Source organism: Duganella caerulea, from assembly GCF_040362985.1.
GTDB lineage: Bacteria > Pseudomonadota > Gammaproteobacteria > Burkholderiales > Burkholderiaceae_D > Rugamonas > Rugamonas vulcania.
Map to the genome: position 1 here is coordinate 105062 of NZ_BPWJ01000005.1, position 23396 is coordinate 128457.

The window sequence follows — 23396 nt, forward strand, 5'->3', positions numbered from 1 at the left end:
CGCTTAAACGCAGGCGGCCAGCGTGGCCAGCAGCAGCTCCTGCGGCGCGTTGGTGATGCTTGGCGCGCCCAGCGGCTTGATCAGGATGAACTTGATGGCGCCGCCCTCGTTCTTCTTGTCGACCTCCATCAGCTCCAGCCAGCGCGCCACGCCCAGGTCGGGCGCCTTGACCGGCAGGCCGGCCGCCGCCACCAGCGCGCGCATGCGCGCCACCGTGGCTTCGTCGACCAGGCCCATGCGGTGCGACAGGTCGGCCGCCATCACCATGCCGCAGCCGACGGCCTCGCCGTGCAGCCACTCGCCGTAGCCCAGGCCGTTCTCGATGGCGTGGCCGAAGGTGTGGCCGAAATTCAGGATGGCGCGCAGGCCGCCTTCGCGTTCGTCCTGGCGCACCACGTCGGCCTTGATCTCGCACGAGCGGGCGATGGCGTAGGCCAGCGCGCCCTTGTCGCGCGCCATCAGCTTGCCGATGTTGGCCTCGATCCAGTCGAAGAAGGCGGCGTCGATGATGGCGCCGTGCTTGATCACCTCGGCCAGGCCGGCCGACAGCTCGCGCGCCGGCAGGGTTTCCAGCGTGGCCGTGTCGGCGATCACCGCGCGCGGCTGGTGGAAGGCGCCGATCATGTTCTTGCCCAGCGGGTGGTTGATGCCGGTCTTGCCGCCCACCGAGGAATCGACCTGCGACAGCAAGGTGGTCGGCACCTGGATGAAGTCGACGCCGCGCATGTAGCTGGCGGCCGCGTAGCCGGTCAGGTCGCCGATGACGCCGCCGCCCAGCGCGATCAGCGTGGTCTTGCGGTCGGCCTTGGCGGCCAGCAGCGCGTCGAAGATCTGCATCAGGCTGGACCAGTTCTTGTATTCCTCGCCGTCCGGCAGCACGATCGACGTGACCTGCTTGCCGGCCTGGCGCAGGCCGGCCTCGACCCGCTCCAGGTACAGCGGCGCGATGGTGGTGTTGGTGACGATGGCGACCTTGTCGCCGTGGACGTGACGCGCCAGCAGCGCGCTGTCTTGCAGCAGCGCCGGGCCGATCGAGATGGGATAGCTGCGCTCGCCCAGCTCGACGTTTAACAGGATGGTGGATTGTTCGTTCATCGTTGGTTCGGCTTGTGTGACGCAGTTGGGCGAGGCCTCGCAGGCGCGCGTCTCCAGCTGGGTCAGGATGGATTGAACCATCGATTGTACGTTAGGTCGCCCGGTATCGATGACGATATCGGCAATTTCCATGTACAGGGGATCGCGCACCGCCATCAATTCCTCGAGCTTTTTGCGCGGATCGGCGGTCTGCAGCAGCGGCCGGTTCTTGTCGTGCGCGGTGCGCTGCAGGATGCTGTTGACGGTGGCGCGCAGGTAGATCACGGTGCCGCGCGACTGCAGGTAGGCGCGGCTGTCGGCGTTCAGGATGGCGCCGCCGCCGGTGGCCAGCACCAGGTCCTGCTGGGCCGTCAGCTCGCGGATGACGTCGGCCTCCCGCCGGCGGAAGCTCTGCTCGCCTTCGATTTCGAAGATCCATGGGATCGAGGCGCCGGTGCGGGCCTCGATCTCGTGGTCGGAGTCTATGAAACGCAAACCCAGCTTGCGGGCCAGGATGCGGCCGATGGTGGTTTTTCCCGCCCCCATCAGGCCGACTAGAAACACATTAGGCATGAACAGTCCGAGTTAATTCGGGTTACTACATAAGGTTGATATCCCGTAAGGGCTGGATACGCCCGGAGGCGAAATTGCCTGGGTCGCGAAATCGGCGGCCAAACCCGGCAAGTGTACCAGACCTGTGTAGCTGGACTCGGTGCCATTTGCCTGGCCGCGCACGGTCAGGTTCAAATCGAGCCAGTTGGCGCGGTCGCGCGGGTACACCAGCGAGACGATGGCCTGGCCCTTGGCGTCGGTGGTGATGTTGGTGGTCACGGTGACCGGGATGCCCGGATCGAGCACGCCGTTGCCGTTCAAGTCCTCGCCCGGATTGAGGATACCGTCGCGGTTGATGTCCTCGTTCGAGCAGGACACGTGCTGCGCCGGCTCCCACGGGCCCAGCGGCAGCGTGTACCGCAAGAAGCCCTTGAAGTAGGTGACCGGCAGCACCGAGGCGGTCAGCTTGACGCCCGAGACCGCGTTGCCGGCCGCATCGGTCACCAGCACCACGTAGTCCAGCTGGTAGCCCGCCGTGCCGCTCTGCCCCACCGTGCTGCCGGTACCGGCGCTGATGAACAGCGACTTCTGCGCCACCGTCAGGCTGGCGACGGCGCTGGCGCCGGAGCCGCCGATGATCTTGGCCTGGATCTTCACGCCGTCCAGCCCCGATTGATTGGCGCCGGCGATGAAACTGACCGTGGCGGCGCCGTCGGCGCCGGTGATGACCACCGAAGGCTGGGTCAGCGTACCGGCGGTCACATCGGACTGGATGGAGAAGGCCACGGTGGCGTTCTTGACCACGTTGTTCTGCACCGTGCCGTCGCGCACCACGGCGCGCAGCGTCGACTGCTGGCTGGTGCTGCCGGGGCTGTTGACGCCGATGACCGCGGGGTCCGCCTGTATCGTGACGGTGGCGGTGTTGGTCAGCGGCGCCACGAACTCCAGGTCGGTCTGGGTGGTCAGGCCGCCGGTGGCGGCGGCGGTGATGGTGGCCACGCCGGGGCCGGTCGCGTTGACGTAGGCGGTGGCGTTGCCGCCGGCCAGCGGCAGCGTGGTGCTGAGCGGGGAGGTGCAGGCCGGATCGCTGTACACCACGCCGCGCGAGCTGCTGATGGTGACGCTGCCGGCCGGCCCGCCGGTGACCGCCACCTGCTGGCAGCCGCCGATGAAGGCCGTGGTTTCGGGGTTGCCGCCGGCGTCCAGCACCTTGACCGCGAAGCTCGACGAATTGATCGCGATGGCGACCGAGTTCGATTCGCCCGCCGCCTTGACGGTGATCAGGTCGCTATTGCCGCCGCTGGCGGTATAGGTCAGCACCAGCTGGCCGGCGGAATTGGTCACGGCCGCGCCGCCGCCCTTGACGGTCAGCGCATTGGCATTGGAGCTGTAGGTCACGGCCTTGCCGCTCAGTCCGTTGCCGGCCGAGTCGACCAGCTTGACCGTGACGTCGGCGCTGGCGCCGACATTGATGGTCGGCTGGGCGTTGATGGTCAGCTTGTTGCCGGCCACGTTGACGATCGCCGTCACCGGCGCCGCGCCCGGCGCCGAGGCCGTGATCTTGATCGCGCGCGAGGTCGGGTCGCCGCCGGTGCCCAGCTTCTCGGTCACGATGCCCTGGGCGTTGGAGACGCGGTTGGTCAGCGACAGGCTGCCCGAGTCGGCCTTGAGGTCGACCGTCACGCCGGACATCACGGTGTTGTTGGAATCGCGCACCAGGGCCACGACGTTGACCTCGTTGCCGGCGGTGCCGACCGAGGCCAGCGTGCCGGAATCGGTGGTCAGCGTCAGGCTCGGCACGGCGGTGATCACCGCCACCGACAGCTCGCTCGACTTGACCGCGCCGTTGGCGGCGCTGGCGCTGATGGTGATGGTGCGCGGCGTGGAGTCGCCCTTTACGCTGAGCTTCTCGACCACCTGGCCGGAGGCGTTGGTCACGCGGTTGGTGCTGCTGACGGTGCCGGAGCTGGCCGTGAAGTTGACCGTTTCATTGGGCAGCGCGTTGCCGCCGGCGTCGCGCACGATGGCGGTCAGGGTCACTTCGGTGCCGTCCAGGCCGGACGAGGCGATGGTGGTCGCGCTGGCCGTCAGCACCACGCTGGCCGCCTTGGACGGCGCCACGCCATTGCTGTTGGCGCCGGCCGAGCCGCCGCCCCCGCCACAAGCGGACAAGACACTGGCGCACGCCAGCATGGCCAGCCATCCGGTGATTTTTTTCATGATGCGAGTTCCCATAGTGTTCGTGAAGTGAGCCTGCGATGCGGTGCTGCGGTGCTGCGGCCTAGCGCGTCGACAAGCGCTCGGCGACGATCTTCGGCGTGATAAAGACCAGCAATTCCGTCTTGTCGTTGGTGCGGCTGTTGCTGCGGAACAGATAGCCCAGCACCGGCACGTCGCCCAGCAGCGGCACCTTGTCGGTGGTGTTGCGCTCGGTCTGCTGGTAGATCCCGCCCAGCACCACCGTGCCGCCGTTCTCGACCATGACCTGGGTCTTGACGTGCTTGGTATCGATGGCGAAGCCGGCGCGGGTTTCCTGGCCGACGCTGTCCTTGTTGACGTCGACATCGATGACGACGTTGCCGTCCGGCGTGATCTGCGGCGTCACCTCCAGCCGCAGGTTGGCCTTGCGGAACATGATCGAGGTGGCGCCGCTGCTGGTGGCCACCTGGTAGGGCAGCTCGATGCCCTGCTCGATCAGCGCGATGGCCTTGTCGGCGGTGATCACGCGCGGGCTGGAGATGATCTTGCCGGTGCCGTCGGCCTCCAGCGCGGACAGTTCCAGGTTGAGGAAGCGGTTGGCGGCCGACGAGAACAGGCTGACCGCCAGGTTGCCGGCCTGGGCGCCGTTGATGGCGCCGGCCGGCAGGTTGATGAACTGGCTGTTGCCGAAGCTGGTGTCGGTGGCCTTGATCTGGCCGGTCACCTCGCCCACGCCGGTGATGTTGCCGCCGATCGCCACGCGGGTGTTGCTGGTGCCGATCTGGTAGCCGGAGTCGCCGCCGCGCTGGGTGCGCAGGTCGGCAAAGCCCAGCTTGGCGCCGAGGTTGCGGGTGAAGGTGTCGCTGGCCTCGACGATGCGGGCCTCGATCAGCACCTGCTTGGAGGCGATGTCGGTCTTGGCGATCAGCTTGCGCACATCCTCCAGCTTGGAGGCGATGTCGGTGATGAACAGCTGGTTGGTGCGCGGCTCGATGATGGCGCTGCCGCGCTTGGACAGGATGCGGTTCTTGCTGTCGCCGCCGCCCTCCAGCCCGAACACGGTCTTGAAGGCGTCGGCCTTCTGGTAGTTCAGCTGGAAGATCTCGGACTTCAGCGGCTCAAGGTCGGCGATCTGGGCGCGCTGCTCCAGCTCCAGCTTTTCCTTGGTCAGCAGTTCCTCCTTGGGCGCGATCCACAGCACCGAACCGTTCTTGCGCATGTCCAGGCCCTTGGCCTGCAGCACCACGTCCAGCGCCTGGTCCCACGGCACCTCCTTCAGGCGCAGGGTCAGGTTGCCGCTGACGCTGTCGCTGGTGATGATGTTCAGGCCGGAGATGTCGGCGATCGCCTGCAGCGCCGCGCGCACCTCGACGTTCTGGAAGTTGAACGACAGCTTCTCGCCGCGGTAGCCCTGGGTGCCCTGGGTCAGCTTGTTCGGGTCTTCCTTGATCGGCTTGACGTCGATCACCAACTGGGTGTCGCTCTGGTAGACGGTCTGCTCCCACAGGCCGCGCGCCTCGATGGTCATGCGCGTGTTGTCGCCCTGCGGCACGGTGGTGACCAGCGCCACCGGCGTGCCGAAGTCGCTCACGTCGAGCCGGCGGCGCAGGCTTTCCGGCACGCCGGTCTTGAGGAAGTCCACCACCACGCCGGTCGGGGTCTGGCGCACGTCCACCGCCACCTGGCTGTTGGGCAGGTCGACCACCACCCGGCCCTCGCCGTTGGCGCCGCGGCGGAAGTCCATGTCGCGCAGCAGTTGACGGGCGGGCGGCGCCGGCGGCGCCGCGGCGGCGACAGGCAGGCCCTTGGCGTCGACCGCCTGGGCCAGGCCGCCGGAGCCGTCGATGGTCAGGATGACGGCGTTGCCGTCGATGGCGGTGGCGTAGTTCAGGCTGCGCTTCAGGTTGAACACCAGGCGCGAGCGCTCGCCGGCCTGCACCACGTTCACGCCGCGCAGCTCGCCCAGGTTCAGGTCCTGCACGGTCTTGCCGGTGGCGTTGGCGGTGGCGCCGAAGTCCAGCGCGATGCGCGGCGGATTGGTGATGGCGAAGCCGATCGGCAGCTTGGCCGGCGGATTCCTCAGCGCGATCTTGACGATCACGTTCGAGCCCTGCTGGTTGGCGGTGATGGCCTCGATGGCGTTGGCGGCAGGCGCTGGCGCGGCCGCTTCCGGCGCGTTCTGGGCGCGCGCGGCGGCGGGCAGCTGCATGGCGAGGGCGAAAGCGAGCACCGGCATCCAGCTGGCGACGGCCAGGGCGCGCCGGGGCGTGATGTGAGCGGTCATTTGGTGTTCTCCTTGCTTTCCTGCAGTTCCAACTTGGACATGCGTTCGACCCAGTCGCCGCCCGCATCCTGTACGATTTCCTTGACGCTGACGCTGTCGTCGGTGATGGCGGTGATCAGGCCGAAGTTCTGGCCCACATGCTGGCCCGCCACCACGTGGTACAGGCCGCGGTCCACCTGCAGCAGCGCGTACAGCACGCCCTTCTGCTGCACCGTGCCGACCATCTTGACGGTGTCGAGCGGGAAGCTCTCCAGCAATTCCTTGCGCCGGTCCATATCCGGCCGGATGCCGTTGGCGCCTTTGGCCGAGGCCTTGGCCAGCTCGGCAAGCAGCTTGTTGGGATTGAAGGGATCGATGGCGTCGGCCTGGGCGTAGGCGAAGGGGATGAAGGTCTTGGGCTCGGCCAGCGGCGGCACCGCCACCTTGGCCTGGGCGTCGACCTGCTTCATCCACGCGCGCACTTCCTGCACATCGCTGTCGCCGCAGCCGGACAGCAGCGTCAGCACGGGCGCCAGCAGCATGAACGGGATCAAGGTTCTCATGATTTTTTGGCCGCCTTCTTCTTGTCGGCGGCGGCCTTGCGCTGGGCGCTGACCTCCTCCGGATCCAGGTAGCGGAAGGTCTTGACCACCGCCTCCAGGGTCAGCACGCCGTCCTTGCCGGCGTTCAGGCTCATGTTGTTGAGCGTGACGATGCGCGACAGGTTGGCCATGTTGCCGGCGAAGGCGCCGATGTCGTGGTAGCTGCCGGTCACCTTGATGTCGATCGGCAGCTCGGCGTAGTAATCCTTGACCACCACCTGGGCCGGCTTGAACGACTCGAACTGCAGGCCGCTGCCGGTGCCGGCGCGGCCGATGTCCTTGAGCAGCGCGTCCATCTCGGCCTTGCTCGGCAGCTGCTTCTGCAGGCGGTCGACGTACTGGTCGACCTGCGCCTTCTGCGCCCGCAGCGCCTCCAGGTTGACCGCCTGCGAGGTCTTGAACTTGTACTCGTCGCGCAGCTTGAGTTCGGCCTGGGCGCCGGCGTCCTGCTCCTCGAACTGCGAGCTCCAGTAGCCGAAGTAGCCGGCCGCCACTACCGCCGCCATCACGCCCACGCTGCACAGCACGCGCGGCGCCAGCGGCCACTGGCCCGGATGGCGTCCGCCGAGATTGCGGAACTGGTCGGTGAATTGCGCGCCGAGCGCGTTCAGGTCGAGCTTGGCCATGTTATCCGCGCTCCTGGTTCTTGGCCGGGGCGCCGCCCTTGCCCTTGGCGCCGGTGGCGGCCGCATCCTTGTCGCGCGGACGCTTGATGTTGACCGACAGGTTGAACTCCACCACCTTCTTGGCGGTCTTGCCCTGGCCCAGGCCGGTGGACTTCACCTCGATCAGCTCAGGCCGCTCCAGCCACGGCGACACGCCGGCCAGGTTGCCCAGCAATTCGGACACCCGCTCCTGCGATTGCGCATAGCCGCCGATGGCCACCTTCTGGCCCTCCTGCTTGAAGCCCTTCAGGTAGACGCCGGCCGGGATCTGCTTGACCAGCTCGTCCAGCAGGTAGACCGGCTGGTTGCGGTCGCCCTGCAAATCCTCCACCGCCTGCTGGCGCGCCTTGAGCGCCTCGATTTCCTGCTTCAGCGTGGCGATCTCGGCGATCTTCTTGTCGAGCCCGGAGATGGCGGTCTTGATCACTTGGTTGCGTTCGTTCTGGATGGAGATCGCGCGGGCGTTGTAGCCGCCCACCAGCAGCACCACGCCGACGCCGACAATGGCGCCCAGCGCCAGCAGCGCGTAGAAGGCGGCCTTCTTTTGCTTGCGCTTTTCCTCGCGGTGCGGCAGCAGGTTAATTTTGATCATCAGCCAAACCTCCGCAGGGCCAGGCCGCAGGCGACCAGGTAAGCCGGGGCGTCGCTGCGCAGCTGCGACTCGCGCACCGAGCCGCCCAGCTGCATGCCCTTGAACGGCGAGATCACGGCGCTGGAAATCCGGGTGCGGCTGGCCACCATTTCCAGCAGGCCCGGCAGCAGCGCGCAGCCGCCGGCCAGGAACAGCTGGTCGACCCGGGTGTACGGCGTCGAGGTGTAGAAGAACTGGATCGCGCGCGTGACTTCCAGCGCCGCGCTTTCCAGGAAGGGCGTCAGCAGCTCGGCCTGGTAGGTGTCGGGCAGGTCGCCGGATTTCTTACGGGCCTCGGCCTCGTCGTAGCTCAGGCCGAAGGTGCGCACGATGTCCTGGGTCAGCGCGTTGCCGCCGAAAGGCTGCTCGCGCTCGTAGACGGTGACGCCGTCCAGCATCACCGAGATGTGCGTGACCTGGGCGCCGATCTGGAACAGCGCCACCACCTGGCCGGCGCCGGCCTCGGGCAGCTGGGCGGTCACACGGTCCAGCGCGGCGCGGGCGGCGTAGGATTCGATGTCCATCACGGTGGCCTTCAGCCCGGACGCCTCGGCGATGGCGACGCGGTCCTCGACCTTCTCGCGGCGCGAGGCGGCCAGCATGACCTCGATGTCCTCGGCCGAGTTGGCGGCCGGGCCGATGACGTCGAAGTCCAGGCTGACCTCGTCAAGCGCGAAGGGAATGTACTGGCTGGCCTCGGATTCGACCTGCACTTCCAGCTGGTCTTCCGACATGCCGGCCGGCAGGATGATTTTCTTGGTGATGACGGAGGCGGGCGGCATGCCCAGCGCGACCAGCCTGGTGCGGGTGCCGCTTTTCTTCCACACCCGGCGCACGGCGTCGACCACCTGGTCCATGTTTTCGATATTGCCGTCGACCACGGCGCCGCGCGGCAGCGGCTCGGCGGCGTAGCGTTCCAGCCGGTACTCGCCCTTGCCGCCTTGGGCCAGCTCGACCAGGCGCACGCTGGAGGTGCTGATGTCGATGCCCACCAGCGGCGGATTGCCCTGCCCCAGCAGCGTCTTGATATCGATCATACGAGTCTCCCGGCGCCACGGCTGGCGCCTGGATTTCTTTGCCGCCGAATCAACATTCGAACAGTGTGCATTTAGGAACTCGTTTGAAAACCAGCGTTTAGACTGCTTATCTATGACCACACATTAAATCCTGCCTATATAAGTGTAAAGGTATTTCTATTGTGCACAATTGACCTGGTGTGAGGGTTTCGCCACACTTTTCCGCCACTATCTGGCCGCAAAAACAACTCAGTTGCTTTGTTGCTTACGGGTAAAGATTCCTGTCTACGGGCAGTGCGCGCCGCGACCCTTGCCTCGCTTATAATGGCCCGCAAACATAACTGAGAGATCGCACTGCATGGCTTCTTCTTCCAATTCGGCCCCGCCACCTTCGAATACGGCGGGCAAACCGGCGGCCAAACCCGCCACCCGCTTCTTCCTGCTGGCCGGCCTGTCCGTGGTCGGCCTCGGGCTGGTGGGCCTGCTGCTGGTGGTGTTCGGGCTGGCGATGGCCTACCCCAACCTGCCCGAGCTCGACACGCTGACCGACTACCGTCCGAAAATGCCGCTGCGCATATTCTCGGCCGATAACGTGCTGATCGGCGAGTTCGGCGAGGAGCGCCGCAACCTGGTGCGCATCAAGGACATCCCCGACGTGATGAAAAAGGCCGTGCTGGCCATCGAGGACGACCGCTTTTACGAGCACGGCGGCGTCGACTACACCGGCATCCTGCGCGCGACCATCCACAACGCCACCGGCGGCGCCAAGCAGGGCGCGTCCACCATCACCCAGCAGGTGGCGCGCAACTTCTTCCTGTCGAGCGAACAGACGCTCAAGCGCAAGGCCTACGAGGTGCTGCTGGCCTGGAAGATCGAGAAAAACCTCAGCAAGGACCAGATCCTCGAGGTCTACATGAACCAGATCTACCTGGGCCAGCGCGCCTATGGTTTCTCGTCGGCCGCGCAAATCTATTTCGGCAAGAACCTGAAAGACATTAGCGTGGCCGAGGCGGCCATGCTGGCCGGCCTGCCGAAGGCGCCGTCGGCCTACAACCCGGTGGTCAACCCCAAGCGCGCGCGCACCCGCCAGCAGTACATCCTGCAGCGCATGCACGAGCTCGGCTACATCACCGACAAGCAGTTCGAGGAAGCCAAGGCCGAGCAGCTGAAAGTCAAGACCGACAGCAGCGAGTTCGGCGTGCACGCCGAGTACGTGGCCGAGATGGCGCGCCAGCTGGTGTACGAGCAGTTCAAGGAGGACACCTACACCCGCGGCCTGAACGTGTTCACCACCATCACCAAGGCCGACCAGGACGCCGCCTACCTGGCGCTGCGCAAGGGCGTGATGGACTACGAGAAGCGCCACGCCTATCGCGGCCCGGAAGCCTACATCGACATCCCGCAGAACAAGGAAGAGGCGGACGACGCCATCGAGACCGAGCTGGCCGACCATCCGGACAGCGACGACATCGTGGCCGCCATGGTGCTGGCCGCCACGCCGCAGCTGATCACCGCGGTCACAGCCACCGGCGAGGAAATCAAGATCAGCGGACCGGGGCTGGAGATGGGCCGTTCGTGGCTGTCCGACAAGGCCGCGCCGAACAAGCGCATCCGCCGCGGCGCGGTGATCCGCGTCATGCAGGAGGGTAAGGATTGGCAAGTGACGCAGCTGCCGGAAATCGAGTCGGCGTTTGTCGCGGCCGACACGCACGACGGCGCGATCAAGGCCATGGTGGGCGGCTTCGACTACAACCGCAGCAAGTTCAACCACGTGACCCAGGCCTGGCGCCAGCCGGGCTCGTCGTTCAAGCCGTTCATCTACTCGGCCTCGCTGGAGCGCGGGCTGTCGCCGGCCACCATCATCAACGACGCGCCGATCTCGTTCGACGCCGGCCAGACCGGCGGCCAGGCCTGGGAGCCGAAGAACTACGACGGCAAGTACGAGGGACCGATGACCATGCGGCGCGGCCTGACCAAGTCCAAGAACATGATCTCGATCCGCATCCTGCACAAGATCGGCGCCAAGTACGGCCAGGAGTACAGCACCCGCTTCGGCTTCGACGCCGACAAGAACCCGCCCTACCTGACGCTGGCGCTGGGCGCGGGCAACGTCACGCCGCTGCAGATGGCCGGCGCCTACGCGGTGTTCGCCAACGGCGGCTACAAGGTCAGCCCCTACCTGATCTCCAAGGTGACCGACGCCGACGGCAAGATCCTGTCGCAGGCCAATCCGGACAAGGCCGGCGACGAGAAGAACCGCGTCATCGACGAGCGCAACGCCTTCCTGATGGACAGCATGTTGAAGGACGTGGTGCGCTACGGCACGGCGACCAAGGCGCTGGTGCTCAAGCGTCCCGACCTGTCGGGCAAGACCGGCACCACCAACGATTCGATCGACGCCTGGTTCGCCGGCTACCAGCCGCACCTGGTGGGCATCGCCTGGATCGGCTACGACCAGCCGAAGAACCTGGGCAACCGCGAGACCGGCGGCGGCCTGGCGCTGCCGATCTGGATCGGCTACATGCAGAAGGCGCTGAAGAACATCCCGATCGAGGAGCGGGCCGTGCCGGAAGGCGTGATGCTGGTGGGCGACGAGTACTACTACACGGAGAATCCACCGGGCACCGGCGTGCACAACATCGACGGCGCCTCGCACGGCACGCCGGCCGAGGAAAAAGCCAAGGACGCCGTGAAAAACGAGTTGTTCTAAAGCGCAAAAATTAAGGGACCGGAAGGTCCCTTAATTTTTTAAAACTGTTCAGGCGTGTGGGACAGAGGCGGGCACGGTTGAGAGTTGGCCCAGGACTGCGTCAACCATAATTCGCAATTCCCTCCAATCGGAAATCACCTCTAGTGAATCCAGACTATGCGCCGCTCGATTACGAAGGTTCAACAAGCGCCTGGCCGATTCGTACTCATCAAACGATAGCAGCCCTGTGGCATAAGCTTGATTGAGAAAGCTAAGGTCGGAGCCATCCTCAATGACCAACCCATCGCGTCGGGCCAGTAGCCTTAACGCCGACAGGTAGGCAGTCCATAGTTGAGGCAAAACGAGTACCGCCAACTCTTCTTTTTCGGCTACCTTGTCGATCTTCCCAAGATATTCATGCAGTCGCTCAATATTCAGATTGCCATCGCCTCTCGAATGTTGATCCTGCAATTCCGCTTCATTTACCGTCGCCAGCAAGAACCGCCAACCAGAATGGCGCTGGACTTCCTGGGCCAAACGGAGATAAGGCTCTGAATCGACCTTGGTGCCAGCCGATTTCACCTCGATAATTATGTTTTCGTCGGCCTTTGTCGCCAACATGTCAGGCTGATAGTTATCCAGCGAAAAAGGAAATACGGAAGCAGGCGGGTCGAACGTCACGACATACCCTTGTTCCTCATAGCGTTTGGCAATCAACTTCTCGCCGCGACTTCTGGCTACGATGTTCATTTCAGTTCCTCCGCGAGTTCTGGTGAGTCGGAAATCGCCACGTAGACGCACGCCTCGCCGTCGATGATAGCCCGCGCGAGCACGCCAGGCAGCCCGCTTATGGAGTTGGGCTCGCTCAACAGCCGCATGTGGGCGGAAACATCGAGAATCATGGAATCGTCCGCATAAATCAGTGCGCGCAACGCATCCTGTACAGGCTTGACGAAATTGTTAATGTCACCCGGCGCGGGATCGTCCGAAAGATAGACCATGGTAAATTTCAGAGGATAGTTCACCAGTGGCCTCGTCGGCCAGATCGTCATCGCCCGGCCATAGACGTAGTCACGCCAGGCCTGTTTGTTCTTCGCGTCTTTCGCCTGGTGTGAAACGGGGCGCCGTGGCAAAAGAAAATCTACGATCAATGGCATAGCTACCCCCATCACAGACGATCCAGACCACGGCCATTTTTACTGTCCCAACACTACCGGACTACCACCTTGCGCGCTGACCATCTCGGACAGCGAGTAGAACAGCTCGGAGCCGTCGCGGGTGTTGAGCCACTTGCCGTCCTTCTGCTTGTAGTGGTAGCCGCCCGAGCGGGAGGCCACCCACAGCTCCTGCATCGCGGCCTGGCTGTTGACGATGATCTTGGAACCATTGTCGATAAACTCGATTTCCAGCACGTTGCCGCTGCGGCTGCACTCGACGTCGGTCATGTCCTCGTCGTTCAGACGGTCCAGCGCGGCCTCGATGGCGTTAAGGGTGGCCTCGGCCTGCGCCAGGAATTCTGATTCGCCCATGCTACACTCCAGTATCTATAGTCAATCCGTGATTTTATCGTGAAGTCCACATTCCGTTTATTTATCGGCACCGTTTGCGGCACAACCGCCCTGTGCCTGACCGTCTTGTTGAGCGGCTGCGGCCAACCCGGCCCGCTGTACCTGCCCAAGGCTCCACCGGCCAAGCCTGCCAAGAGCACTGAAGCTGCCCCGGTTCCATCCACTCCAGCACCTCAACAATAATCCTTATGTCGCAATTTTCCTATGTAAATGGCGTGCTGCACGCCGAGGGCGCCTCGCTGGCCGCCATCGCCGCGCAGTTCGGCACCCCGACCTATGTGTACTCGAAGGCGCAGCTGCTGGCCAACTTCGCCTCCTACGCCGACGCCTGCGCCGGGCGCGACGCGCTGGTCTGCTACGCCATGAAGGCCAACTCCAACCTGGCCATCCTCGACCTGCTGGCGCGCCAGGGCGCCGGCTTCGACATCGTCTCCGGCGGCGAACTGCTGCGCGTGCTGGCGGCCGGCGGCGATCCGCGCAAGGTGATCTTCTCCGGCGTCGGCAAGAGCGTCGACGAAATGCGCCTGGCGCTGTCGCACGACATCCTGTGCTTCAACGTCGAGTCGATCCCCGAGCTGCACCGCCTGAACGAAGTGGCCGGTTCCATGGGCAAGACCGCGCGCGTCTCGCTGCGCGTCAACCCCAACGTGGACGCCAAGACCCATCCCTACATCGCGACCGGCCTCAAGGCCAACAAGTTCGGCGTGGCCTTCGACGACGCGCTCGACACCTACCGCGCGGCCGCCAGGCTGCCGCACCTGGAAGTGGCCGGCATCGACTGCCACATCGGCTCGCAGCTGCTGGACGACGCGCCGCTGCTGGAGGCGCTGGACCGCCTGATCGAGCTGATCGACAAGCTGGGCGATGAAGGTATCGTGCTGCACCACCTGGACATCGGCGGCGGCATCGGCATCAACTACGGCGAAGCGGGCGAAGCGCCGCCGGTGCCGGTGGGCGATTACCTGGCCCGCCTGTTCGCCCGCGTGGACGCGTGGCGCGCGGAGCGCCACGGCGGCAAGCCGATCAAGGTGATCTTCGAGCCGGGCCGCTCGATCGTGGGCGACACCGGCGTGCTGCTGACCAAGGTGGAGTTCATCAAGCACGGCGAGGAAAAGAATTTCTGCGTGGTCGATGCGGCGATGAACGACATGGCGCGTCCGGCGCTGTACCAGGCGTGGATGGACATGCAGCCTGTGGTGCAGGGCAAGTCGGGTGCGCTGGCGTATGACGTGGTGGGACCGATCTGCGAGTCGGGCGACTGGCTGGCGCGCGACCGCGAGCTGGCGGTGGAAGCGGGCGACCTGCTGGTGATGCACAGCGCGGGCGCCTACGGCATGACGATGGCGTCCAACTACAACACGCGCGGCCGCGCGGCGGAGATCATCGTCGATGGCGAGGTGTGCCATGTGGTGCGCAAGCGCGAAAATCCGGCCGACCTGTACGCGCTGGAATCGCTGATCAAGTAAGCCGTTCAGCCCGCAAGCAAAAGCCGCCCGCGTCAACGCCGGCGGCTTTTTTCATGCGGGCTGGCTTTCGGCAAATATTTCCTGAATACTTCTGGCATCGAAAATGCGATCGAACCAACGATCCAGATCGTCCATTTCAGCCCATTCAATGCGCTTATTCAGTTTCCGCGACAGCGTGCCAAAGCGCTTAACCAGCAGCTTCTTCAACAGTTCGCGACGCATATAGAGTTCGGCTTCATATCGCCATGCATCGGCAAAGCTCTTGATTACGGGAACAGCCATAGCCTGGTCCTCCGTGACTACGCGATCAAATTCGATAATACGCTTTCGAGCAAGGCGCTGCAAACGACGCGCGCCCCAACGACTTAACAGCGGCAAAATTTGTGGACTCGACTCAAATTCCGACAAGCCGGACCATCGCCCGATTTCCTCGATAACATCCGCACCAGTTTGTAAGCGCTCAACGCGGAACGCCATGGCGGCGAAGTTATCAATGGCTGCGAGAGCAACGTCCGACAATCGCGATTGGTCAATCAGGAGATAACGCTGATAGGCTTGCAGTTGCTGGAGATCTGGCGGCACCGCAACAATCAGCTCAGCCAGGCTAAGGTTGGCCCGCCATGGCTTGACGCCGTTGTACAGCACCACGGGAAATACCGGAGGCAGCCGTCCCGGTTGAGGCAACTCTTGGCGCTTGATCAGGTCTTGATAAGGCAATCCGACGTAGACCTGCATGCGCAGCGCCATCCAGTGATCGGAGCGGGATTGGAATTCGAGCAGCAGGTAGATGTAGATCCATTAGCCGGCGAGGCGCACGTAGCGAGGCGGGGCGCGCCGCTGTTGGGCGCGCTCAAAGGGGCGCTAGCGTGCCGCCGTAGCCGACAGCGCCTTGCCGCGCGCCCAATAGACCCGCATCAGCAGCAACGCGCCCAGGATCAGGCCGAAGATGATCGGCTGCGTGAAGTTGTGCTTGCCCGCCTTCATCCACCAGAAGTGCAGGATGGCCAGCGGCGCGATCACATAGATCAGCCGGTGCAGCCACTGCCAGCGCTTGCCGCCCAGCCGCTTGATCATGCCGTTGGTGCTGGTCGCGGCCAACGGAATCAGCAGCACGAAGGCGATAAAGCCCACCGTGATGAACGGCCGCTTCAGCACATCCTTCCACATCTCCTGCACGTCGAAGAAATGGTCGAACCACAGGAAAGTCATGAAGTGCAGCAGGCCGTAGAAGAACATGTACAGCCCCATCATGCGGCGCAGCTTGATCAGCCAGTTCCATTTGCTCAGCTTGCGCAGCGGCGTCACCGCTAGCGTGAAGCACAGGAAGTACAAGGTCCAGTCGCCGGTGCCGCGCGTGATGAATTCCAGCGGCTCGACCAGTTGCCCGGTCAAGGTCAGGTACACCATGTGCGCCAACGGCACCAGCGCCAGCACGAACAGCGCAGCCTTGATCAGCCCGGTCTGCCGGGCGGTGGGATTGAACGCCATACGCTTAGAAGAACTTCTTCAGGTCCATGCCGGCATACAGCGGCGCGACGTCGGCATAGCCGTTGAACATCAGCGTCTTGCGCTTGCGGGCCAGGAAGCCGTCCTCGCCGATGCGGCGCTCGGATGCCTGCGACCAGCGCGGGTGGTCCACGTCCGGATTGACGTTCGAATAGAAACCGTACTCGCTCGGCGCCGACAGGTTCCACGACGTGCGCGGCTGCTCCTTGACGAAGCGGATCTTGACGATGGACTTGGCCGACTTGAAGCCGTACTTCCACGGCAGCGCCATGCGCACCGGTGCGCCGTTCTGGTTGGCCAGCGTTTCGCCGTACATGCCCAGCGTCAGCAAGGCCAGCGGGTGATTGGCCTCGTCGATGCGCAGGCCTTCGGTGTACGGCCATTGCAGCACGCGGCTGCCCACGCCCGGCATCTGCTTCTTGTCGGCCAGCGAGATGAACTCCACGTACTTGGCGTTGCCGGTCGGCTCGACCTTCTTGATGATCTCGGAGAACGAATAACCGATCCACGGTATCACCATCGACCAACCCTCCACGCAGCGCAGGCGGTAGACGCGCTCTTCCAGCGGCGCCAGCTTCAGCAGCGCGTCGATGTCCAGCGTCATCGGCTTGTTGACCTCGCCCTCGATGGACACCGTCCACGGCCGGGTCTTCAGCGTGCCGGCGTACATGGCCGGTTCGCTCTTGTCGGTGCCGAATTCGTAGAAGTTGTTGTAGCTGGTCGCGTCCTTGTACGGCGTGTGCTTGTCGAGCGCCGAGTAGGACGGATTGAGCTTGGCGGCCAGCTTGGGATTGACGCCTTGCGCGAAGGCTTCGCGGTTGGCCATCTCCAGCAGCGCGGCGCCGCCGAGGGCGCCGGTGGCGATCTGCTTCATGAAGTTGCGGCGCGATTCGTACACCTCGCGCGGCGTGATTTCTGATGAAAACGGCAACTCGATGCCGTTGGGGCTACGCTTGATCAGCATGCTGACTCCAAAGATTTGTGCAAGGTTGAGACTTGGTCGCGGCTATAGCCTGAACCTTACACTAATCTTGGGCGTCAAAAGTTCACATTGCGTTTACAACTTGCCGTAGGAATGCAAACCGGACAGGAACATGTTCACGCCCAGGAAGGCAAAGGTGGTCACCAGCAGGCCCACCAGCGCCCACCAGGCCGCCGGCCGGCCGCGCAGGCCCGTCATCAGGCGCATGTGCAGCCAGGCCGCGTAGTTCAGCCAGACGATCAGCGCCCAGGTTTCCTTCGGATCCCACGACCAGTAGCCGCCCCACGCCTCGGCCGCCCACAGCGCGCCGAGGATGGTGGCGATGGTGAAGAAGGCGAAGCCGGCCGAGATGGCCTTGTACATGACGTCGTCCAGCACCTCTTCCGACGGCAGGCGGTCCACCAGGCGGCCCGAGGTTTTCAGCAGGTAGGCAGCCGCCACCATCGCGGCCAGCGCGAAGTTGCCGTAGCCGATGAAGTTGGCCGGCACGTGGATCTTCATCCACCAGCTTTGCAGCGCCGGCAGCAGCGGCTGGATGTCGGCGGCGTCGCGCGAGGTGGTGTACCAGAACAGGAAGCCGATCGCGGCGGTGATCACCAGCGTGACGAAGGCGCCCAGCTGGCGGGTGGCGTAGCGCTGCTCGAAGTACAGGTAGAACATCGCGGTGATCAGCGAAAACAATATAAACACTTCATACAGGTTCGACACCGGAATGTGGCCGACGTCGGTGCCGATCAGGTAGGACTCGTACCAGCGCACCATCATACCGGTCAGGCCCAGCACCACGGCGGCCCAGCACAGCTTGGAGCCGATGCTGAAGGCGGACTCGGAACGGGCCGCCGAGCCGATCACGTAGAACAGCGTCGACAGGCAGAACATCACGCTCATCCACAGGATCGCGGACTGGCTCGACAGCATCATGCGCAGCCAGAATTTCTTGGTGCCGTTGTCCAGCTCACCGGCGTACATGGCGATCGCGCCCAGCGCCAGCAGAGCCACCAGCGGCATCAGCCAGCGCGCCGGCTTCCAGTGCCAGCCCAGCGCGGCAAACGCCGGCGCGGCGGCCAGCAGGATGCCCTTCTCGTAGATGTCCATGTAGTGGCCGTAGCGGCTCAGGCCGTACAGCGAGCCCGCCAGCAGCGCCAGCGCGAACACCCAGTCGAACGCGGTCAGGCGCTTGAAGTAGCCGGGCGCCTGGGTATAGGTTTGGGTCGATTGCGTCAGTTCCATCATTTCTCTCCGTGGCCGTTCCAGCTTACGCCGATTGCGGCAGCTTTTCTTTCAAAGTTTCAAACTCGCGTTCGAAGTCCAGCGTTTTGCGCTGGGTGCTCATGGCCATCAGCGCCTCGGCGCCGGCGCCATCGTCCTTGATCCACACCCACAGGCGGCGTTCGCGGATATAAAACATCGAGAATACACCCAGCACCAGGAATACGCAGCCCAGGTAGACCACCTTCTTGCCCGGCGAACGGGTGACCTGGAACACCGAGGCCTGGACCTGGGTGAAGTCGTCCAGCTGCAGGTAGACCGGGGCGCCGTAGAAGTAGGCGTCCGACAAGGCGTTGGTGGACAGTTGCAGGAAGCGGGCATGGGCCTCGTCGGCGCTGACCGGCTCCAGGCCGTCCTTGGCGCGCGCGGCCTGCCACAGGTCCCACAGGCTGCCGTTGAGGATCTTCATGAAGACGTCGGCGGCCTTCTCCTGCTCGGCGGCCGGGATCTTCTCCAGGAAGCGCGAGATGGCGACGAAGCCGGCCGCCTTGTCGTTGCCGGCGAAGATGGTCAGGCTCTTCTCGGCCGAGGCTTGCAATTGGCCGCGCAGCGCGTCCCCATTGGGCGACTGCGGCGTGGCGCGCTCGGCGTAGCGCTTGGCGGCGGCGGCGCGCAGGGCCGGATCGTTGAGGGCGGCGCGCAGGCGCATCCATTCGGTCACGCTGTGGGCGTCGTCGGCCGGGATGCGCAGGAAGCTGAACGGGTCGGACGGGTTGACGCGCATGCCGGCCAGGAACACCGTGGCGCCGTCCACCGTCACCGGCTGCATGTAGTTCTGGTATTCGCGCGCCTGGCCGGTCTTGTCGCGCAGCTTGTAGGTCACGCTGGGGCCGACGTTCTTCAGGTCCTTGTTGTTGGCGTTGCGGCCGGCCGAGCCGGTGTGCTTGTCGAGGCTGTTGGCGAACTGCTCTTCCAGGCTCTTGCCCTTGGTGACGGCGCGCGCGTCCTGCGTGGCGGCCAGGTTCTCGACGTTGAACGGACGGAAGCCCGACCACTCGACGGTGTAGGCGTCGCCCATGGCGGTGCTGCTGCCGACTTCGCCCGCGATGTCGAACTTGGTGGTGCTGCTGCCAACCATCGGGTAGCCGCTCAGCTTGAGCTTGCTGCCGCCGTCGTCAAAGCTGGACTGGTAGATCGCCAGGCCCTTGTACAGCAAGGGCTTGTTGACTTCGATGACGGCCTTGACCACCTCGCCGCTGGCATGGTCGCGCACCTCGACCTCGCTGGCGAACAGCTTGGGCATGCCGGTGGTGTAAAAATCAATGTTGAATTTTTTCAGCTTGATGGTGAATGGCAGGTCCTGGATCAGCACGCCGTCGGGACGGGTGATGATGGCGCTGTCGCTGGTCGAGCCTTCCGGGATCATGGTGTTGCCGCGGAAGGTGGGATTGCCCAGGCCCAGGCGGCTCTGCGCCGGCACCGCCGAGATCAAGCCGCTGCCGTTGAAGGGCACTTTGCCGAGGAACCATTCCTGCAGGCGGATCGGCACGTCCGAGTCGAGCAGGCCGCCGATGCAGATCACCACGATGGCGGTGTGCGCGAAGATGTAGCCGAACTTGTTGGCCGCGCCGCGCTTGGCCGCCACCAGCGTGCCGTTGTCCTTGTCCACCAGCTTGACCTTGTAGCCGGCGTCGGCCAGGCGGGCTGCGGTCTGCTGCGCCAGCGCGGCGCGCGCCAGCGGTGCGCGCCACTGCATCTTGTGGTGGAAATTGAGCAGCGAATTCTCGCGCACGTTCTCGCGCCAGCTGCGCATGTCCTTGAGCATCTTGGGCGCGTTGCGCAGGATGCACAGCGTGGTCGACGTCACCAGCGTGGCCATCAACAGCAGGAACCACCAGGCCGAGTACACGGTGTACAGGCCCAGCTTGCCGAACACCTCGAACCAGAACGGGCCGAACTGGTTGATGTAGTTGTTGGTGGCCTCGCCCTGCTTCATGACGGTGCCGACGATGGCGGCGATGGCGATCATCGCCAGCAGCGCGATGGCGAAGCGCATGGAGGATATCAATTCGACCAGTTCGCCGACGAGGGGACGGCGGGTCTTCAGTTCGATGCCGGTGGTGCTGGGGCTGCTGCTCATGCTGGAACGATCTCAAAAAAATATGCTGGGGGCAGCATAACAACAAAAAGGGCAGCCCGCTTACGCTGCCGCCCTCTATGCACTATCAGTTGCACCGCAACCCGAGGGCGCGGCCAGCTGTTCTTATTTCAAGCCGGCGACGTAATCGGCCACGGCTTTCATTTCTTCTTCCGACATGCGCTTGGCGATGGTGGTCATCTGCGCGCTGTTCTTGCGGCCGTCGGCCTTGAACAGGCCCAGCTGGGCTACCGTGTAATCCTGGTGCTGGCCGGCGATGCGTGGATATTGCACCGGAATGCCGGCGCCGGCGGCGCCGTGGCAGCTGGCGCAGGCTGGAACGTTTTTCTCGGCGATGCCGCCGCGATAAATCTTCTTGCCCAGTTCAACCGTGTCCTTGTTCTTTGCCGCGCCAGGCTTTTGCGCCTGGGTGGCCAGCCAGGCCGAGATATTGTGCTTTTCCTCGTCGGTCAGCATCTTGGCGAAGGTGGTCATGACCGGTTGATTCCGCTCCGGGCCGGAAAAGTTCACCAGCTGCTTGTACAGGTAGCCTTCGTGCTGGCCAGCCAGTTTCGGGTTGACGGTGATGGTGGAGTTGCCGCCCGCGCCGTGGCAGGAGACGCAGGCCGGCAGGCCGCGCGCGGTGTCGCCGTTTTCAAACAGGGTGCCGCCTTTGGCCGCATCGACTTTGGGCGCTGCCGCTTCGGCGTGGGCCGGTTTTTTTTCTTCGGCGGCGGATGCGGTGCCGGCAACCGCCAGCAGGGCTACCAACAGGGATTTTACAAACGGTGAAAACGCACGATTCATTCAAGCACCCTCAAAAAAGTTTGTCGAACGTATGCCGCAGGCTTGGAGCTATCGGCTATGGCAACACTTCGTAACCACTCATTGTACAATAGCTTTCCAGCATATTTGCTCCCTTTTGTTGCATTTCCCCCATCTCATGTCCAAACTCTGGCAAGCCCGCTTCTTTACGACCGTCAACCAATTGCGCGATCTGCCCGACACCACCGTGCCGGAAATCGCCTTTGCAGGTCGCTCCAACGCCGGCAAATCGACCGCCATCAACATCCTGTGCAACCAGAAGGGCCTGGCGTTCGCGTCCAAGACGCCTGGCCGCACGCAGCACATCAACTACTTCTCCATCGGCGGCGCGCACGTGGCGCAGCACCGCAAGGATCCGACCATCGTCGACGAAATCGAATGCCTGCTGGTGGACTTGCCGGGCTACGGCTACGCCGAGGTGTCCGGCTCGGCCAAGCTGCACTGGCAGCGCCTGCTGGGCGACTACGTCCAGCGCCGCGAGCAATTGGCGGCCTTGATCTTGATCATGGATTCGCGCCGCCCGTTCACCGAGCTGGACATCCAGATGCTGGAATGGTTCGCCCCGACGGGCAAGCCGATCCATTGCATTCTGACCAAGGTTGACAAACTGAACCGCAATGAATCCGTCAACGTGCTGCGCCAGGCCAAGGCCAAGCTCGACAGCTACGTCGACGAAGACGGCGAAGGTTTCCCTTTCACCGTGCAACTGTTCTCCGCGCTCAAGCGGATCGGCATCGAAGAAGCCAACGACAAGATCCTGGAACTGGCCGGCGTCAGCGATGACGAAGCCGCGGCCCAGGTCGATCTGATCGAGATGGAAGACGACGTCGAGCCAGACGAGCAATAACCTCACAGCATAGGAAAGTTTTAGCGATGCACAATCCACACGTTTCCGCCCAATTCCCCGCCATCCGCATGCGCCGCATGCGCCGCGACCCGTTCTCGCGCGCCTTGATGCGCGAAAACAACGTCACCGCCGCGGACTTGATCTACCCGGTGTTTATCCTGGAAGGCACGCAGCAGCGCGAGCCGGTGTTGTCGATGCCGGGCGTGGAGCGGGTGTCGGTGGATGTGCTGCTGAAGGTGGCGCAGGAATGCGTGGAACTGGGCATTCCGGTGCTGGCGCTGTTCCCGGTGATCGACGCCGCCAAGAAGACGCCGGACGGCATCGAGGCGACCAACCCGGACGGCCTGGTGCCGCGCGCCGTGCGCGCCTTGAAGCAAGCCTTCCCCGAGCTGGGCATCCTGACCGACGTCGCGCTGGACCCGTACACCAGCCACGGCCAGGACGGCCTGATCGATGAAAACGGTTATGTGATCAACGACCTCACCACCGACATGCTGGTGCGCCAGGCCCTGTGCCAGGCGGACGCGGGCGTGGACGTGGTGGCGCCGTCGGACATGATGGACGGGCGCATCGGCGCGGTGCGCGCGGCGCTGGAGGCCAAGGGGCACATCCACACGCGCATCATGGCGTACTCGGCCAAGTACGCCTCGGCGTTCTACGGCCCGTTCCGCGACGCGGTCGGCTCGGCCAAGAACCTGGGCAAGAGCGACAAGAACACCTACCAGATGGACCCGGCCAATAGCGACGAAGCCCTGCGCGAAGTCGGGCTGGACCTGGCCGAGGGTGCGGACATGGTGATGGTCAAGCCGGGCATGCCCTACCTGGATATTGTGCGCAGGGTCAAGGACGAGTTCAAGGTACCGACTTTTGCATACCAGGTCAGTGGCGAATACGCGATGATCAAGGCCGCCGCGCAAAACGGCTGGTTGGACCACGACAAAGTGATGATGGAATCGATGCTGGCCTTCAAGCGCGCCGGCGCCGACGCCGTGCTCACCTACTTCGCGCTGGACGTCGCCCGCCTGCTCAAAGCTTAAAAGCACTGGGGTCAAGTCTGGCATTCGGACACGAGCTCTGCACTAAACAATTTGGGGTCAAGTCTGGCATTCGGACACGAACTCTGCACTAGGCAAGCGCCTACTGCAGAGCTCGTGTCCGAATGTCA

The 23396-nt window shown here is 64.1% G+C and carries 21 protein-coding genes; 5 read left to right on the plus strand and 16 right to left on the minus strand.

Annotated elements, in window-relative coordinates; all coding sequences use genetic code 11:
• Window positions 1-3: 3 nt before the first annotated feature.
• The 7 genes from aroKB to ACUJB0_RS16280 form a co-directional block, all read right to left on the minus strand.
• Window positions 4-1647, minus strand: a complete 1644-nt coding sequence (aroKB, locus tag ACUJB0_RS16250; RefSeq protein ID WP_444846133.1) for a bifunctional shikimate kinase/3-dehydroquinate synthase AroKB — start codon at window positions 1645-1647, stop codon at window positions 4-6.
• Between the two features lie 12 nt (window positions 1648-1659).
• Complete coding sequence (locus tag ACUJB0_RS16255; RefSeq protein WP_444846134.1) at window positions 1660-3846, minus strand: beta strand repeat-containing protein; 2187 nt, start codon at window positions 3844-3846, stop codon at window positions 1660-1662.
• 61 nt (window positions 3847-3907) lie between these two features.
• Window positions 3908-6109 carry a type IV pilus secretin PilQ gene (locus tag ACUJB0_RS16260; protein WP_444846135.1) on the minus strand — a complete coding sequence of 734 codons (2202 nt, stop codon included), beginning with the start codon at window positions 6107-6109 and terminating at the stop codon, window positions 3908-3910.
• The gene (locus ACUJB0_RS16265; RefSeq protein ID WP_444846136.1) at window positions 6106-6651 is read right to left on the minus strand and encodes a pilus assembly protein PilP; all 546 of its coding nucleotides are present in this window, start codon (window positions 6649-6651) and stop codon (window positions 6106-6108) included. The genes ACUJB0_RS16260 and ACUJB0_RS16265 overlap by 4 nt, the downstream gene beginning before the upstream one ends.
• Window positions 6648-7316: a type IV pilus inner membrane component PilO gene (locus ACUJB0_RS16270; protein WP_444846137.1), complete on the minus strand. Its 669-nt coding sequence runs from the start codon at window positions 7314-7316 to the stop codon at window positions 6648-6650. Before ACUJB0_RS16270 ends, ACUJB0_RS16265 begins: the two co-directional genes overlap by 4 nt.
• Before the next feature lies 1 nt (window position 7317).
• A complete protein-coding gene (locus ACUJB0_RS16275) occupies window positions 7318-7947 on the minus strand; it encodes a PilN domain-containing protein (RefSeq protein WP_444846138.1) in 630 nt (209 codons plus the stop codon).
• Window positions 7947-9023 (minus strand): pilus assembly protein PilM, encoded by a 1077-nt coding sequence (locus ACUJB0_RS16280; RefSeq protein ID WP_161090892.1) that lies wholly within the window; start codon window positions 9021-9023, stop codon window positions 7947-7949. The genes ACUJB0_RS16275 and ACUJB0_RS16280 overlap by 1 nt, the downstream gene beginning before the upstream one ends.
• Before the next feature lie 337 nt (window positions 9024-9360).
• Here ACUJB0_RS16280 and ACUJB0_RS16285 point away from each other — a divergent pair, with 337 nt between their 5' ends.
• A complete protein-coding gene (locus ACUJB0_RS16285) occupies window positions 9361-11712 on the plus strand; it encodes a penicillin-binding protein 1A (protein WP_444846139.1) in 2352 nt (783 codons plus the stop codon).
• 48 nt (window positions 11713-11760) lie between these two features.
• Here the strand turns inward: ACUJB0_RS16285 and ACUJB0_RS16290 are convergent, their stop codons facing one another.
• The 3 genes from ACUJB0_RS16290 to cyaY are packed head-to-tail and all read right to left on the minus strand — an operon-like array spanning window position 11761 to window position 13220.
• The gene (locus tag ACUJB0_RS16290; RefSeq protein ID WP_444846140.1) at window positions 11761-12441 is read right to left on the minus strand and encodes a hypothetical protein; all 681 of its coding nucleotides are present in this window, start codon (window positions 12439-12441) and stop codon (window positions 11761-11763) included.
• Entirely contained in the window at window positions 12438-12848 is a 411-nt protein-coding gene (locus ACUJB0_RS16295; protein ID WP_444846141.1) for a RusA family crossover junction endodeoxyribonuclease, read from the minus strand. The genes ACUJB0_RS16290 and ACUJB0_RS16295 overlap by 4 nt, the downstream gene beginning before the upstream one ends.
• 39 nt (window positions 12849-12887) lie before the next feature.
• Complete coding sequence (cyaY, locus tag ACUJB0_RS16300; protein WP_444846142.1) at window positions 12888-13220, minus strand: iron donor protein CyaY; 333 nt, start codon at window positions 13218-13220, stop codon at window positions 12888-12890.
• 39 nt (window positions 13221-13259) lie between these two features.
• Between cyaY and lptM the strand changes: the two genes are divergently transcribed.
• Both lptM and lysA read left to right on the plus strand, forming a co-directional pair.
• Window positions 13260-13442 (plus strand): LPS translocon maturation chaperone LptM, encoded by a 183-nt coding sequence (gene lptM / locus ACUJB0_RS16305; protein WP_229213344.1) that lies wholly within the window; start codon window positions 13260-13262, stop codon window positions 13440-13442.
• Window positions 13443-13447: 5 nt separating this feature from the next.
• Window positions 13448-14725, plus strand: a complete 1278-nt coding sequence (gene lysA / locus ACUJB0_RS16310) for a diaminopimelate decarboxylase (RefSeq protein WP_444846143.1) — start codon at window positions 13448-13450, stop codon at window positions 14723-14725.
• Window positions 14726-14776: 51 nt separating this feature from the next.
• Here the strand turns inward: lysA and ACUJB0_RS16315 are convergent, their stop codons facing one another.
• From ACUJB0_RS16315 to ACUJB0_RS16340, 6 genes are all read right to left on the minus strand, one after another.
• The gene (locus ACUJB0_RS16315) at window positions 14777-15460 is read right to left on the minus strand and encodes an Rpn family recombination-promoting nuclease/putative transposase (RefSeq protein WP_444846144.1); all 684 of its coding nucleotides are present in this window, start codon (window positions 15458-15460) and stop codon (window positions 14777-14779) included.
• A gap of 126 nt (window positions 15461-15586) precedes the next feature.
• A complete protein-coding gene (msrQ, locus tag ACUJB0_RS16320; protein ID WP_444846145.1) occupies window positions 15587-16213 on the minus strand; it encodes a protein-methionine-sulfoxide reductase heme-binding subunit MsrQ in 627 nt (208 codons plus the stop codon).
• Between the two features lie 4 nt (window positions 16214-16217).
• Entirely contained in the window at window positions 16218-17195 is a 978-nt protein-coding gene (msrP, locus tag ACUJB0_RS16325) for a protein-methionine-sulfoxide reductase catalytic subunit MsrP (RefSeq protein ID WP_444846146.1), read from the minus strand.
• A 93-nt stretch (window positions 17196-17288) separates the two neighbouring features.
• Window positions 17289-18443, minus strand: coding sequence for a c-type cytochrome biogenesis protein CcsB (gene ccsB / locus ACUJB0_RS16330; protein WP_444846147.1), 1155 nt, complete (start codon window positions 18441-18443; stop codon window positions 17289-17291).
• 25 nt (window positions 18444-18468) lie between these two features.
• Window positions 18469-20562 carry a cytochrome c biogenesis protein ResB gene (locus ACUJB0_RS16335; protein WP_444846148.1) on the minus strand — a complete coding sequence of 698 codons (2094 nt, stop codon included), beginning with the start codon at window positions 20560-20562 and terminating at the stop codon, window positions 18469-18471.
• Window positions 20563-20685: 123 nt separating this feature from the next.
• On the minus strand, window positions 20686-21366 hold the full coding sequence (locus ACUJB0_RS16340) for a c-type cytochrome (RefSeq protein WP_444846149.1): 681 nt from the start codon (window positions 21364-21366) through the stop codon (window positions 20686-20688).
• 136 nt (window positions 21367-21502) lie between these two features.
• Between ACUJB0_RS16340 and yihA the strand changes: the two genes are divergently transcribed.
• Both yihA and hemB read left to right on the plus strand, forming a co-directional pair.
• Window positions 21503-22231, plus strand: coding sequence for a ribosome biogenesis GTP-binding protein YihA/YsxC (gene yihA / locus ACUJB0_RS16345; RefSeq protein WP_161084429.1), 729 nt, complete (start codon window positions 21503-21505; stop codon window positions 22229-22231).
• Window positions 22232-22257: 26 nt separating this feature from the next.
• Window positions 22258-23268, plus strand: a complete 1011-nt coding sequence (hemB, locus tag ACUJB0_RS16350; RefSeq protein WP_444846150.1) for a porphobilinogen synthase — start codon at window positions 22258-22260, stop codon at window positions 23266-23268.
• The last annotated feature ends 128 nt before the right edge of the window (window positions 23269-23396 follow it).

Coding starts and splice junctions, on each gene's coding strand:
- aroKB (WP_444846133.1), bottom strand. CDS start 1,647: ATGCCTAATGTGTTTCTAGTCGGCCTGATGGGGGCGGGAAAAACCACC.
- ACUJB0_RS16255 (WP_444846134.1), bottom strand. CDS start 3,846: ATGAAAAAAATCACCGGATGGCTGGCCATGCTGGCGTGCGCCAGTGTC.
- ACUJB0_RS16260 (WP_444846135.1), bottom strand. CDS start 6,109: ATGACCGCTCACATCACGCCCCGGCGCGCCCTGGCCGTCGCCAGCTGG.
- ACUJB0_RS16265 (WP_444846136.1), bottom strand. CDS start 6,651: ATGAGAACCTTGATCCCGTTCATGCTGCTGGCGCCCGTGCTGACGCTG.
- ACUJB0_RS16270 (WP_444846137.1), bottom strand. CDS start 7,316: ATGGCCAAGCTCGACCTGAACGCGCTCGGCGCGCAATTCACCGACCAG.
- ACUJB0_RS16275 (WP_444846138.1), bottom strand. CDS start 7,947: ATGATCAAAATTAACCTGCTGCCGCACCGCGAGGAAAAGCGCAAGCAA.
- ACUJB0_RS16280 (WP_161090892.1), bottom strand. CDS start 9,023: ATGATCGATATCAAGACGCTGCTGGGGCAGGGCAATCCGCCGCTGGTG.
- ACUJB0_RS16285 (WP_444846139.1), top strand. CDS start 9,361: ATGGCTTCTTCTTCCAATTCGGCCCCGCCACCTTCGAATACGGCGGGC.
- ACUJB0_RS16290 (WP_444846140.1), bottom strand. CDS start 12,441: ATGAACATCGTAGCCAGAAGTCGCGGCGAGAAGTTGATTGCCAAACGC.
- ACUJB0_RS16295 (WP_444846141.1), bottom strand. CDS start 12,848: ATGCCATTGATCGTAGATTTTCTTTTGCCACGGCGCCCCGTTTCACAC.
- cyaY (WP_444846142.1), bottom strand. CDS start 13,220: ATGGGCGAATCAGAATTCCTGGCGCAGGCCGAGGCCACCCTTAACGCC.
- lysA (WP_444846143.1), top strand. CDS start 13,448: ATGTCGCAATTTTCCTATGTAAATGGCGTGCTGCACGCCGAGGGCGCC.
- ACUJB0_RS16315 (WP_444846144.1), bottom strand. CDS start 15,460: ATGCAGGTCTACGTCGGATTGCCTTATCAAGACCTGATCAAGCGCCAA.
- msrQ (WP_444846145.1), bottom strand. CDS start 16,213: ATGGCGTTCAATCCCACCGCCCGGCAGACCGGGCTGATCAAGGCTGCG.
- msrP (WP_444846146.1), bottom strand. CDS start 17,195: ATGCTGATCAAGCGTAGCCCCAACGGCATCGAGTTGCCGTTTTCATCA.
- ccsB (WP_444846147.1), bottom strand. CDS start 18,443: ATGGAACTGACGCAATCGACCCAAACCTATACCCAGGCGCCCGGCTAC.
- ACUJB0_RS16335 (WP_444846148.1), bottom strand. CDS start 20,562: ATGAGCAGCAGCCCCAGCACCACCGGCATCGAACTGAAGACCCGCCGT.
- ACUJB0_RS16340 (WP_444846149.1), bottom strand. CDS start 21,366: ATGAATCGTGCGTTTTCACCGTTTGTAAAATCCCTGTTGGTAGCCCTG.
- yihA (WP_161084429.1), top strand. CDS start 21,503: ATGTCCAAACTCTGGCAAGCCCGCTTCTTTACGACCGTCAACCAATTG.
- hemB (WP_444846150.1), top strand. CDS start 22,258: ATGCACAATCCACACGTTTCCGCCCAATTCCCCGCCATCCGCATGCGC.